The sequence below is a fragment of the Streptomyces dangxiongensis genome (assembly GCF_003675325.1).
Taxonomy (GTDB): Bacteria; Actinomycetota; Actinomycetes; order Streptomycetales; family Streptomycetaceae; genus Streptomyces; species Streptomyces dangxiongensis.
This window is the reverse complement of record NZ_CP033073.1, coordinates 6,497,635-6,509,806: the sequence shown is the minus strand read 5'-3', so window position 1 is coordinate 6,509,806 and position 12,172 is coordinate 6,497,635. Positions and strand designations below refer to the sequence as shown.

The 12,172-nt window shown below is 72.3% G+C and carries 10 protein-coding genes; 1 reads left to right on the top strand and 9 read right to left on the bottom strand.

The window, feature by feature from the left end; translation table 11 throughout:
• Nucleotides 1-145: 145 nt before the first annotated feature.
• From aroB to D9753_RS29430, 9 genes are all read right to left on the bottom strand, one after another.
• Entirely contained in the window at nucleotides 146-1,237 is a 1,092-nt protein-coding gene (gene aroB / locus D9753_RS29470) for a 3-dehydroquinate synthase (protein ID WP_121789762.1), read from the bottom strand.
• The gene (locus tag D9753_RS29465; RefSeq protein ID WP_240468501.1) at nucleotides 1,234-1,716 is read right to left on the bottom strand and encodes a shikimate kinase; all 483 of its coding nucleotides are present in this window, start codon (nucleotides 1,714-1,716) and stop codon (nucleotides 1,234-1,236) included. Before D9753_RS29465 ends, aroB begins: the two co-directional genes overlap by 4 nt.
• A gap of 32 nt (nucleotides 1,717-1,748) precedes the next feature.
• A complete protein-coding gene (aroC, locus tag D9753_RS29460; RefSeq protein ID WP_121789760.1) occupies nucleotides 1,749-2,933 on the bottom strand; it encodes a chorismate synthase in 1,185 nt (394 codons plus the stop codon).
• A gap of 163 nt (nucleotides 2,934-3,096) precedes the next feature.
• Nucleotides 3,097-3,936 (bottom strand): shikimate dehydrogenase, encoded by an 840-nt coding sequence (locus tag D9753_RS29455; RefSeq protein ID WP_121789759.1) that lies wholly within the window; start codon nucleotides 3,934-3,936, stop codon nucleotides 3,097-3,099.
• A gap of 91 nt (nucleotides 3,937-4,027) precedes the next feature.
• Nucleotides 4,028-5,686, bottom strand: a complete 1,659-nt coding sequence (gene mltG / locus D9753_RS29450) for an endolytic transglycosylase MltG (RefSeq protein WP_205614295.1) — start codon at nucleotides 5,684-5,686, stop codon at nucleotides 4,028-4,030.
• A 122-nt stretch (nucleotides 5,687-5,808) separates the two neighbouring features.
• Complete coding sequence (ruvX, locus tag D9753_RS29445; RefSeq protein ID WP_121789757.1) at nucleotides 5,809-6,273, bottom strand: Holliday junction resolvase RuvX; 465 nt, start codon at nucleotides 6,271-6,273, stop codon at nucleotides 5,809-5,811.
• A gap of 15 nt (nucleotides 6,274-6,288) precedes the next feature.
• Nucleotides 6,289-8,961: an alanine--tRNA ligase gene (alaS, locus tag D9753_RS29440; protein ID WP_121789756.1), complete on the bottom strand. Its 2,673-nt coding sequence runs from the start codon at nucleotides 8,959-8,961 to the stop codon at nucleotides 6,289-6,291.
• Nucleotides 8,961-9,308 (bottom strand): hypothetical protein, encoded by a 348-nt coding sequence (locus tag D9753_RS29435; RefSeq protein ID WP_121789755.1) that lies wholly within the window; start codon nucleotides 9,306-9,308, stop codon nucleotides 8,961-8,963. Before D9753_RS29435 ends, alaS begins: the two co-directional genes overlap by 1 nt.
• A gap of 13 nt (nucleotides 9,309-9,321) precedes the next feature.
• Nucleotides 9,322-9,804: a DUF948 domain-containing protein gene (locus tag D9753_RS29430; protein ID WP_240468314.1), complete on the bottom strand. Its 483-nt coding sequence runs from the start codon at nucleotides 9,802-9,804 to the stop codon at nucleotides 9,322-9,324.
• 137 nt (nucleotides 9,805-9,941) lie between these two features.
• Between D9753_RS29430 and D9753_RS29425 the strand changes: the two genes are divergently transcribed.
• Nucleotides 9,942-12,152, top strand: a complete 2,211-nt coding sequence (locus tag D9753_RS29425; RefSeq protein WP_205614294.1) for an ATP-binding protein — start codon at nucleotides 9,942-9,944, stop codon at nucleotides 12,150-12,152.
• Nucleotides 12,153-12,172 lie beyond the last annotated feature (20 nt).

Here is a 12,172-nt window from a genome sequence, read left to right as displayed (position 1 = left end):
GGCCGTCGTTCGGTGAAACGACCGGGGGCGGCCCGAAGTGCCCGGTCCGGCAGGGAAGAAGCACGCACCACCGGAAAATACGTGCCGGAACACGTGCACAAGAAGCCGGGAACCGGAACGCGGTGCGCCCGGAGCGGTGTGCGGCCTACTGGCCGACCTCGCCGTAGGCGGCGAGCAGGACGGCCGGGTCGGGGCCCTCCAACAGGGTCGGCCGGGCCAGGCCGTCCAGCACGACGAAGCGCAGCAGGTCGCCGCGGGACTTCTTGTCCACCTTCATCGTCTCCAGCAGCTTGGGCCACTGGTCGTAGCGGTAGTGCAACGGCAGGCCGACGGATTCCAGGATGGCGCGGTGACGGTCGGCCGTCGCGTCGTCCAGGCGGCCCGCCAGGCGGCCGAGTTCGGCGGCGAAGTGCATCCCGACGGCGACCGCGGCGCCGTGCCGCCACTTGTAGCGCTCGTTCTTCTCGATGGCGTGGCCGAGCGTGTGACCGTAGTTCAGGATCTCGCGCGGACCGGACTCCTTCAGGTCCGCGGAGACGACCTCCGCCTTGACCCGGATCGACCGCTCGATCAGTTCGGCCGTGTGCGGGCCCGCCGGGGTCCGGGCGGCCTCGGGGTCGGCCTCGATCAGGTCCAGGATCGCCGGATCGGCGATGAAACCGGCCTTGATGACCTCGGCGAGGCCGGAGACGTAGTCGTGGACCGGGAGGGAGTCCAGCGCGGCCAGGTCGCACAGCACGCCGGCCGGCGGGTGGAAGGCTCCGACCAGGTTCTTGCCCTCGGCCGTGTTGATGCCGGTCTTGCCGCCGACCGCCGCGTCCACCATGGCCAGCACGGTCGTCGGGACGGCGATCCAGCGCACCCCGCGCAGCCAGGTCGCGGCGACGAAGCCGGCCAGGTCCGTGGTCGAGCCGCCGCCGACGCCGACGATGGCGTCGGTGCGGGTGAAGCCGGACTGGCCGAGCGCCTTCCAGCAGTAGGCGGCGACCTCGGCGGTCTTGGCCTCCTCCGCGTTGGGCACCTGGATGGCGACGGCCTCGTACCCCTGATCGGCCAGGTCGGCGCGGAGCGCGTCGCCGGTCTCGGCCAGCGACTCCGGGTGGATCACCGCGACCCGCTTGGCCTGCTCACCGATCAACCCGGGCAGCTCGCCCAGGAGTTGCCGGCCGACGAGCACCTCGTACGGGTCGGTGCCCGCGGTGCCGGCGACCTGGACACGGGTGACTGCCTCGCTCATGCTTGTTTCAACTCCAGTGCGTCCAGCGCTGCTTGCGTGACCTCTTCGGGGGTGCGGCCGTCCGTCGGCACCACGGCGGTGGCGACCTCCTCGTACAGGTGCCGCCGCGCCTCCATCAGCTCGCGCCACTGCTTGCGCGGGTTGACCGCGAGCAGGGGGCGGGCCACGTTGAGCCCGGTGCGCCGGACGGCCTCATCGACCTCCATCGAGAGGTAGACCACCCGGTGCCCGGCGAGCGCCGCGCGGGTGTCCGGGTCGAGGACGGCACCGCCGCCGAGCGCGACGACGCCCTCGTGCTCGGCGAGCGCGGTCCGTACCGCCCGTTTCTCGATCGCCCGGAAGGCGTCCTCGCCCTCGTCCACGAAGATCTCGGCGATGGCGCGGCCCTCGGCGGTGACGATGTCCTCGTCGGTGTCCCGGTAGCCGACGCCGAGGCGCTCGGCGAGGAGCCGGCCGACGGTGGACTTGCCGACGCCCATGGGTCCGATCAGGACGATCGCTGGCACGGCACTCACCGGATCGCGAGGTTGTCGAGGTAGGACCGCACGTTGCGGCGGGTCTCCGGGACGGAGTCGCCGCCGAACTTCTCGGCGACCGCGTCTGCGAGGACGAGCGCCACCATGGCCTCGGCGACGATGCCGGCGGCCGGGACCGCGCAGACGTCGGACCGCTGGTGGTGGGCCTGGGCGGCCTCACCCGTGACGACGTCCACCGTCTGCAGGGCCCGGGGCACGGTCGCGATCGGCTTCATGGCCGCGCGGACGCGCAGCAGCTCACCGGTGGTGAGGCCGCCCTCGGTGCCGCCCGAGCGGCCGGTGGAGCGGCGGATGCCCTCGGCGGTGGTGACGATCTCGTCGTGCGCCTGGGAACCGGGCACCCGGGCCAGCCCGAAGCCGTCGCCGACCTCGACGCCCTTGATCGCCTGGATGCCCATGAGAGCCGCGGCCAGGCGGGCGTCCAGACGCCGGTCCCAGTGCACGTGCGAGCCGAGGCCGACCGGCACGCCGTAGGCCAGCACCTCCACCACGCCGCCGAGCGTGTCGCCGTCCTTGTGGGCCTGGTCGATCTCCGCGACCATCGCCTTGGAGGCGTCGGCGTCCAGGCAGCGCACCGGGTCGGCGTCGAGCTTCTCGACGTCGGCCGGGGTGGGGTGGAGGCCGTAGGGGGCCTTGGCCGCGGCCAGCTCCACGACGTGGGAGACGATCTCGATGCCGGCCGTCTCCTTCAGGTACGACCGGGCGACCGCGCCGAGGGCCACCCGGGCGGCGGTCTCACGGGCGGAGGCGCGCTCCAGGATCGGGCGGGCTTCGTCGAAGCCGTACTTCTGCATGCCTGCGAGGTCGGCGTGGCCGGGGCGCGGGCGGGTCAGCGGTGCGTTGCGGGCCAGGCCGCCGAGCACCTCGGGGTCGACCGGGTCGGCCGCCATGACCTGCTCCCACTTCGGCCATTCGGTGTTGCCCACCATGACCGCGACCGGGGAGCCGAGGGTCAGGCCGTGCCGCACCCCGCCCAGGAAGGTGACCTCGTCCCGCTCGAACTTCATCCGCGCACCGCGGCCGTAGCCGAGCCGCCGCCGCGCAAGGTGATCCGCCACCATCTCCGTGGTGATCGGCACGCCGGCGGGAAGGCCCTCCAGCGTCGCGACAAGTGCGGGACCGTGCGACTCGCCCGCGGTCAGCCAACGCAGCCTGCTCAACGATGCTCCTCAGTGTTCGCGCCCGGTACTGCCCGGCATACGCGGGTGTGTGCGTACGGCGACGGCGCGACCGGGTGCGCGATCCCGGTACGCCACCCCCGATCCTCCCACGTATCAGGGGTGCGGCGGCCTCCGGTCCACAGGACGGACGTCCGCGGGGGTGTCAGCGGGCGGCGAGCGCCCGCTCGCCGGCGCGGCGCATGGCCTCCACCGGGGCCGGCGCGCGCCCGGTCATCCGCTCGACCTGGAGGACGGCCTGGTGCACCAGCAGGTCGAGGCCGCTGACCACGGCGCCGCCGAACATGGACCAGCGGGCCGCCAGTTCGGTGGGCCAGGGATCGTAGAGCACGTCGAAGAGGGTGGCGGGGCGTTCCGGTACGGCGGTGGCGAGGGCATCGGTCGTGCCGGCGGGCGTGGTGGCGATCACCAGCGGGGCGCGCAGCGCCTCGGCGGCGTCGGCCCAGTCCGCCGTACGGACCTCCACGTCGAGCCGCTCGCCCCACTGCCGCATCTCGGCGGCGCGGGCCGCGCTGCGGACGTAGGCGACGACCTCGCCGGTGCAGACGCGGGCCAGCGCGGCGAGCGCGGAGGAGGCGGTGGCGCCGGCGCCGAGGATCGCGGCGGAGTCGACCTGCTCGATGCCGTGCTCGCGCAGCGCGGCCACCATGCCCGGGATATCGGTGTTGTCGCCGATGCGGCGGCCGTCCTCGGTGAGGACGAGCGTGTTGACCGCGTCGACGGCGGCGGCGGTCTCGCTGATCTCGTCGGCCAGAGCGATGACCGCCCGTTTCAGCGGCATGGTCAGCGACAGCCCCGCCCACTCCGGTCCGAGCCGGTCCAGGAAGCCGGGCAGGGCGGCCTCGTCGACGTCGAAGCTGTCGTAGGACCAGCCGGTGAGCCCGAGTGCGTCGTAGGCGGCCCGGTGCAGCACCGGGGAGAGGGAGTGGGCGATGGGCGAACCGAGCACGGCGGCCCGGCGGCCGTCGACTGCCCTTGATGTCATGGAAACCTGTCCTTGAGCCTCGCGGATGCGGGTGTGCCCCCGCGCCCGGGCCGCGTTCTTCGTCGCGTGCGCCCGGAGATCCGTCCCGCCGTCAGTTCTTCTTTCTCGACGCGTTCCACTCGTTGACGAGTTTCTCGTGGTCCTCGAGCGTCTTGGTGAATTTGCTGGTCTTGCCGTCCATCGAGATGAAGTAGTACCAGCCGTCGTGTGTCGGATCGAGCGCTCCCCTGACCGCTTCCTCGCCGGGGTTGTCGATGGGTCCCGGCGGCAGGCCCTTGGAGAAGTACGTGTTGTAGGGGTTGTCGTACTTGCGCAGCTCGGCGATGCTGAGGTCGATCTTCGACTGGTTCTTCACGTAGTTGTAGGTGGAGTCGAACTCCAGCCGGCCGTACGTCTGCGGGTTGTCCGGTTCGAGGCGGTTGTAGACGACCTCGGCCATCTTGCGGAAGTCGTCGTGGCTCGTGCCCTCGGCCTGCGCCAGGCTCGCCACGGTGAGCAGTTGCCACGGGCTGTCGAGGCCGAGCGACCTGGCCCGGCTCTCCACGCCCAGCTCCTGGTACTTGGCGGCGGCCTGGGACACCATCTTCTTCAGGACGGCCTCGGGTTTCTGGCCCTTGACGACGGCGTAGCTGGAGGGGAAGAGGAAGCCTTCCAGCGGGTCCTTCAGATACGGGTGGTTCAGCGCCCAGGCGGGCAGCCCGAGTCGCTTGTACTCCTTCTTCGCGACCCGTGCCGTGGTGCCGGCCGCCACTCCGAGGCGCTTGTCGACCAGGGTGTAGACGGCCGTGTTGCGCAGTCCCTCGGCGATGATCAGGTTGCTGCGGCTCTTCGGGCTGAGCATCAGTTCCACCGCGCTCGCGGCGGACATCTGCTTCTCCAGGGTGTAGACACCGTCCTGGATGGACTTGCCCCGGGGGTTGGCCTGGAGGGCGGAGACGAACGCGGCGGCACTCTCGACGACGTCCGCCTCGTGCAGCTTCTGGCCGATCTCCCAGCCGCCGGCGTTCTTGGGGATCTCGACCGTGATCTGGTGGCCGTTCCCACTGCCCGCGTAGTCGGGGGCCGCGCCGAAACGGTTCTGGTAGAACTTGTAGCCGAAATAGCCGACCCCGCCGAGGCCGCCGCCGAAGACCAGGACGACCACCATGCAGGCGCAGCCGGTGCGGCCCTTCTTGCTCTTGACGGGTTTCTTGCCGCGCCGCTCGCGCCGGGTCCGCAGCTCGTGTTCCTCGTCGTCGTCCGCGCCGCCACCGCCCGCGAGGACCGCGTGCTCCTCCTCGGCCGGCGCCTCCGGCTCCGGGTCCGGCTCGGGGCGTCGGCGGCCGGGCGGCACCGGCGGCGGATAGGCCTCGTCCGTGCCGTAGAAGTCGGGCTGCTCCCCGCCGTACGCCACGGGCTGCTGGCCGTACGGGTCGCCCGGGTCGGCGGCGTACGGTACGTGGCCGTGGGTGCCGGTGGCGTCCCATCCGCCCTGGTGGAGCGGGTGCGGGGCGTGCCCGGCGAACTCCTCGTCGTAGCCGGGCTCGCCCTGTCCCTGGCCGTACGGCTGCTGCTGTGCGTCGTGACCGGGCTGCTGCTGCTCCTGGCTCCAGTCGCCGTACTGCGGCTCCTGCGGATGGTGCTGCGGCCGGCCGCCGTAGGGGGACTGCTGACCCTGCTGGGCCTGCTGTCCCTCCCATCCGCCGTCCCCGTACAACGGGTCCTGCGGATGCCACGGTTCGGAGCCCGGGCCCCGGCCATACTCAGTCATCGATCCCCTAGAGCCGCGAGGCCGGCGGTCACGCGGCCGGTGGGCCGGTGTCCGCTCCGCCTCTTGCTGTGCACCGGCTGTTCGAACACCGGTGCATCGCGCGGAACGTTACCGTATCGCGATCAGATGACCACTTCGACGCCTTCGCCGGGTGCCTTGCCTGACACCCGTTCGGATTCCAGGGCCTGCTGCAAAATGATGACCGCGGCCGCCTGGTCGATGACCGCGCGGCCCTTCTTCGACCTCACGCCGGAGGCGCGCAGCCCCTGACTGGCCGTCACGGTCGTCATCCGCTCATCCACCAGGCGCACCGGCACCGGCCTGATGCCGCCGGCCAACTCCTGGGCGAAGGCGCGCACCTTGACCGCGGCCGGGCCCTCGCCCCCCTTGAGGGAGCGAGGGAGACCGACGACGACCTCGATCGGTTCGTACTCCTCCACCAGTTGCCGCAACCGGCGGTGGGCGGCGGGGACGTCCCGGCCGGGGACGGTCTCCACCGGGGTGGCGAGGATCCCGTCGGGATCGCACGAGGCGACCCCGATCCGGGCATCCCCGACGTCGATCGCGAGCCGGCGTCCTCTGCGCATCGTGATGGCCGTCCCCTACTTGGCGGTCTCGGCGACGAGCCGCTCGACGGCCTCGACGGCCTCACCGACGGCGGCCGGGTTCTGACCGCCGCCCTGGGCGACGTCCGGCTTGCCGCCACCGCCGCCGCCGAGAGTCTTGGCAGCGGTCCGGACCAGGTCGCCGGCCTTCAGACCGCGCTCGCGGGCGGCGTCGTTGGTGGCGATGACCGTCAGCGGCTTGCCGTTGTTCACGGTGAACAGGGCGACCACGGCGGCCCGGCCGCCCTGGATCCGGCCGCGCACGTCCAGGACCAGCCTGCGCAGGTCGTCCGGGGTGGTGCCGTCCGGGACCTGCCCGGTGACGACGGCCACACCGCGCACGTCCGTGGCGGACTCGGCGAGACCGGCGGCGGCCTGGAGCACCTTCTCGGCGCGGAACCGCTCGATCTCCTTCTCGGCGTCCTTGAGCTTGCCGAGCATGGCGGAGACCTTCTCCGGCAGCTCCTCCGGGCGGCCCTTGACCAGCTCCTGGAGCTGGGCGACGACCGTGTGCTCGCGGGCGAGGAAGTGGTAGGCGTCCACACCGACGAGGGCCTCGATACGGCGGACGCCCGAGCCGATGGAGGACTCACCGAGCAGCTTCACCAGGCCAAGCTGGGCGGTGTTGTGCACGTGCGTGCCGCCGCACAGCTCCTTGGAGAAGTCGCCGATGGTCACCACGCGGACCCGCTCGCCGTACTTCTCGCCGAACTCGGCGATGGCGCCCTGCTTCTTGGCCTCGTCGATGCCCATGACCTCGGCGTGCACGTCGAGGTCGCGGGCGAGGACCTCGTTGATCTTCTGCTCGACGTCGGTCATCACGGCCGTCGGGACGGCGGAGGGGGAGCCGAAGTCGAAGCGGAAACGGCCGGGCTGGTTCTCGGAACCGGCCTGGGCGGCCGTCGGGCCGAGGGCGTCCCGCAGGGCCTGGTGGGTCAGGTGGGTGGCCGAGTGGGCGCGGGCGATGGCCTTGCGGCGGCGCGAGTCGATCGAGGCGTGGGCCCTGGCGCCGACGGTGACCTCGCCGACCTGGACGACACCCTTGTGGACGTACACGCCCGGGACCGGCTTCTGGCAGTCGCGGACCTCGATCACGGCACCGGAGTCCACCCTGATGCGGCCGGTGTCACCGATCTGACCGCCGCCCTCGGCGTAGAAGGGGGTGCGGTCCAGGACGACCTCGACCTCGTCGCCCTCGGTGGCGGCCGGTGAGGAGACGCCGTCGACGAGGAGGCCCACGATCGTGGTCTCGCTCTCGGTGTCGGTGTAGCCGGTGAAGTCGGTGGCGCCGGCGGAGTCGGCGATCTCGCGGTAGGCGCCCATGTCGGCGTGGCCGGTCTTCTTGGCCTGGGCGTCGGCCTTGGCGCGCTCCCGCTGCTCCTTCATCAGGCGGCGGAAGCCGTCCTCGTCCACGGAGAGGCCCTGCTCGGCGGCCATCTCCAGGGTGAGGTCGATGGGGAAGCCCCAGGTGTCGTGGAGCAGGAAGGCCTTGTCGCCGGAGAGGACCGTGCCGCCGGACCGCCGGGTCTCGGTGACGGCGGTGTCGAGGATGTTGGTGCCGGCCTTCAGCGTCTTGAGGAAGGCGTTCTCCTCGGCGACGGCGACCTTCTCGATGCGCTCGCGGTCGGTGACCAGCTCGGGGTACTGCTGGCCCATCATGGCGATCACGACGTCGATCAGGTCGTGGACGACCGGGCCGGTGGCGCCGAGCAGGCGCATGTTGCGGATGGCGCGGCGCATGATGCGGCGCAGCACGTAACCGCGGCCCTCGTTGCCCGGTGTGACGCCGTCGCCGATGAGCATGGTGGCGGTGCGCATGTGGTCGGTGACGACACGGAGGGAGACGTCGGAGGCCTGGGCGTCGCCGTAGCGGACACCGGTCAGCTCGGTGGCCTTCTCGATGACGGCCATCGACGTGTCGATCTCGTACATGTTGCGCACGCCCTGGAGGATCATGGCGAGCCGCTCCAGGCCGAGGCCCGTGTCGATGTTCTTGCTCGGCAGGTCCCCGAGGATCTCGAAGTTGTCCTTGCCGATGCCCTCGCCCCGCTCGTACTGCATGAAGACGAGGTTCCAGATCTCCACGTACCGCTCGTCGTTGACGGCGGGGCCGCCCTCGGCGCCGAACTCGGGGCCGCGGTCGTAGTTGATCTCGGAACAGGGGCCGCAGGGGCCGGGGACGCCCATGGACCAGTAGTTGTCCTTCATGCCCAGGCGCTGGATGCGCTCCTTGGGCACGCCGACGACCTCGTGCCAGATCCGCTCGGCCTCGTCGTCCTCCTGGTAGACGGTGATCCACAGACGCTCGGGGTCGAGGCCGTAACCGCCCTTGTCCTGGGGGCCGGTGAGCAGCTCCCAGGCGAGTTCGATGGCGCCTTCCTTGAAGTAGTCGCCGAAGGAGAAGTTTCCGCACATCTGGAAGAACGTGCCGTGGCGCGTGGTCTTGCCGACCTCTTCGATGTCCGGCGTGCGCACGCACTTCTGCACGCTGGTCGCGCGGCTGAACGGGGGCTTGACCTCGCCCAGGAAGTAGGGCTTGAAGGGGACCATGCCGGCGGGGACGAGGAGCAGAGTCGGGTCGTCCGCGATGAGCGACGCCGAAGGGACGACGGTGTGCCCGCGCTCCTCGAAGAAGCTCAGCCAGCGGCGGCGAATCTCGGCCGACTCCATCAGTAGTCCTCATTCCGGTTGTGCGTGTACGTCGGGTTCTCGATGTACTTCGGGTTGCTGCGGTCGTTCTCGATGGCGGCGTACCGCCGGGGGGCGGCCGGTCCGGGGGGCGCGTCGATACCCAGCGCCTCGCCCAGTTCGGCCTCGCGCCGCGCCATGTTGTCGCGGACGTCGAGCGCGAAACCGACCGCGCGGTCCTTCAGCCGCTGACCGGTCTCCAGGGCCTTGTTCGCCGCGGTGGCGGCCAGGCTCTCCGGGGTGAGCTGCTTGAGCTTGCGGTTGACCTTGGTGGTGGCCCACACACCGGCGGCGGCACCCGTGGTGAACCAGAACGTACGGCGGAACATCTGACCGGCTCTCCTACTTTTCGGCGTTTCCGCGGTTCCGCCTGCCCCGCCGCGCGGCCGGCACCGTCCGGCCCACGATGACGGTCCGCCGGGTCGGCCCGGCGGGCGCGTCCTCCTTGCGGCCGCCCAGCGCCCGGCGGACGCCGTAGCCGAAGGCCGCGACCTTGACCAGCGGGCCGCCGAACGTGGAGGCGACGGTGGTGGACAGTGCGGAGGCGTTGGACGTGACTTCCTGGACGTCCGAGGCGATCGCGTCGACCCGGTCGATCTGCGTCTGCGCGGAGCGCACCGCCTGGGAGGCGTCGGCGAGCAGCGGGACCGCCTGGTCGGTCACGTCCGCGACGAGCTTGGTGGTCGCCCTGAGCGTCTGGGCCAGCCTCGCCAGTGCGACGGCGAGGAAGGAGACCAGGATCGCCCAGAAGACGGCCACCAGAATCCCGGCCACCTCTCCACCGGACACTGTGCGCACCCGCTCCCTGAAACGTGCTCTGAACATCGGAACCATGAAAAAAGCAGTGCCCCGAGCCTATCGCGCCGGGGCCGGGGCTCCGCACCGCATTCGGCGGGCGCCACGGGCGGAGTCGCGGGAAGCGGTTGTACGGAATGAACACACTTCAGTACGCTCCGTGTCCCATGCGAGGTCCTCAGGCCCCCGGCCCCTGGGCGGACGGCGATCCGCCCCTCGAACTCACCGCCTTCGTCGGGCGCTCGGCCGAGCTGGCCGAACTGACGGCGGCGCTCGGCCAGGCCCGGCTGGTGACCGTGACCGGCACGGGCGGGGTCGGCAAGTCCCGGCTGGCCGTGCGGGTCGCGGCGCGCTCGGCGGCCGGTGCCGCGCCGGGGGGCGCGGGCTGGGGGCGGGTGGACCTGGCGGCCGTGCGCGATCCTCAGTTCGTGGAGTACGCGGTCATGGAGGCGCTGGGCCTGACCGACCGGACCAGCCGCCTGCCCCGCGAGACGCTGCTGGAACACCTGGCCGGCCGGCGGACGCTCCTGGTGCTGGACGGGTTCGAGCATCTGGCACCGGCCTGCGCGGAGCTGGTGGCGGAGCTGCTGCGGAAGCTGCCGCGGCTCGGGGTGCTGGCCGTGGGCCGGCGTCCGCTGGGCCTGGCGGGCGAGCGGCTGTTCCCGCTGGCCCCGCTCGGCGAGGACGAGGCGGTGGAGCTGCTCCGGGACCGTGCGCGCGAGCAGGGCCTCACGGTGGCCGACGGCGCGGAGGTGCGGGAGCTGTGCCGCCGGCTGGACGGGATCCCGCTGGCGCTGGAGCTGGCGGCGGGACGGCTGCGGGCGCTCTCCCCCGCGCAACTGCTCCAGCGTCTGGACGACCGGTTCCGGCTGCTGACCGGCGGCGGCCGGGACGCGCTCCCCCGGCACCGGACGCTGCGCACGGCGATCGGCTGGAGCCACGAGCTGTGCACGCCCGCCGAGCGGCTGCTGTGGGCACGGCTGTCGGTGTTCGCCCGGACCTTCGACCTGGAGGCGGCCGAGTACGTCTGCAGCGGGGACGGGCTGGCCGCCGAGGACGTCCTGGACGTGCTGTCGGAGCTGCTCGCCCAGTCGGTCGTCTCCCGCGAGGAGACCCCGGCGGGCCCCCGCTACGGGATGCTGGACACCGTCCGGGCCTACGGCGCCGACTGGCTGGAGGCGACCGGGGACGCGGAGCGGCTGCGGCGGCGGCACCGCGACTGGTACCTCGGTCTCGCCACGATGTGCGAGCTGGACTGGTTCTCACCCCGGCAGCGGGAGGTCGCCGCGCGGGTGGACGCCGAGCTGCCCAATCTGCGGGCCGCGTTGGACGTCTCCCTGACCGACCCGGAGGACGCGCACCTCGGCCAGTACCTGGCGGGCTCGCTGTGGTTCTGCTGGGTGGGCTGCGGGCGGCTCGCGGAGGGGCGGCGCTGGCTGGAGCGCAGCGTGGACCTGGAGTCGGGCTACGAGCGGTCGCGGCTGAAGGCGCTGTGGGTGCTCGGTTACGTGGCGGTCCTCCAGGGTGACGCCGTGCCCGCATTGAGGGCCCTCCAGGCCTGCCGCGACCAGGCGGAGCGGGCGGCCGACCCGACGGCGCTGGCGTACGCGGAGCACCGCACCGGCTGTCTGGCGCTGGTCACGGACGACATGGCCCGCGCGGAGACGCTCCTGCGGTCGGCGCTGGCCCGCTACCGGGAGATCGGCGAACTGAACAGCAACGTGCTGATGGGTCAGGTGGAGCTGGCGATGACCCGGGCGTTCCAGGGGGACCTGCCGGACGCGGTGCGCCTGTGCGAGGAGGTGCGCCGGGTGTGCGAGGACCACGGGGAGCGGTGGGCTCGCTCGTACGCCCTGTACGTACTGGCGTACGCGGCCTGGCGCGGCGGGGACACCAGCGGTGCGCGGGAGCTGCTGGCGGACTGTCTGGACCACGCGCACGCCTTCCGCGACCTGCTGGCCTGTGTCCTGGCGATCGAGCTGCTGGCGCTGGTGACGGTGACCGAGGGCGACGCGGCCGAGGCCGCCGTGCTCCAGGGCGCGGCGGGCCGGCTGTGGCCGTCGGTGGGGCTGCCGCTGTTCGGGTCGGCGCACTACAACGCCCCGCACGAGAGCTGCGAGGCGTCCGCACGGCGGGCGCTCGGTGACGCGCGGTACGAGGCGCACGTGCGGCAGGGGGCCGGTCTGGACCGGGAGGCGGCGGTGGCCCGGGCGCTGGGACACGGCGGGGCACGGCCGCTGGACGGGCTGCCGGGACCGCGCGGGCCGGTGCCCGGGGACGGCGACGCGGACGGCGGGGAGGCCGGGAGGCGCGGGGAGGCCGGGAAACGCGAACCCGCCGCCTCGCCCACCCGGAAGGGCGGGGAGACGGCGGGCTGAGGGCTTACGCCGAGACCGGG

Bases quoted from the DNA above. Each gene is read 5' to 3' on its own strand.
- aroB (WP_121789762.1), bottom strand. From the start codon at position 1,237: ATGAGCGAGGCAGTCACCCGTGTCCAGGTCGCCGGCACCGCGGGCACC.
- D9753_RS29465 (WP_240468501.1), bottom strand. From the start codon at position 1,716: ATGGGCGTCGGCAAGTCCACCGTCGGCCGGCTCCTCGCCGAGCGCCTC.
- D9753_RS29455 (WP_121789759.1), bottom strand. From the start codon at position 3,936: ATGACATCAAGGGCAGTCGACGGCCGCCGGGCCGCCGTGCTCGGTTCG.
- mltG (WP_205614295.1), bottom strand. From the start codon at position 5,686: ATGACTGAGTATGGCCGGGGCCCGGGCTCCGAACCGTGGCATCCGCAG.
- ruvX (WP_121789757.1), bottom strand. From the start codon at position 6,273: ATGCGCAGAGGACGCCGGCTCGCGATCGACGTCGGGGATGCCCGGATC.
- alaS (WP_121789756.1), bottom strand. From the start codon at position 8,961: ATGGAGTCGGCCGAGATTCGCCGCCGCTGGCTGAGCTTCTTCGAGGAG.
- D9753_RS29435 (WP_121789755.1), bottom strand. From the start codon at position 9,308: ATGTTCCGCCGTACGTTCTGGTTCACCACGGGTGCCGCCGCCGGTGTG.
- D9753_RS29430 (WP_240468314.1), bottom strand. From the start codon at position 9,804: ATGTTCAGAGCACGTTTCAGGGAGCGGGTGCGCACAGTGTCCGGTGGA.
- D9753_RS29425 (WP_205614294.1), top strand. From the start codon at position 9,942: ATGCGAGGTCCTCAGGCCCCCGGCCCCTGGGCGGACGGCGATCCGCCC.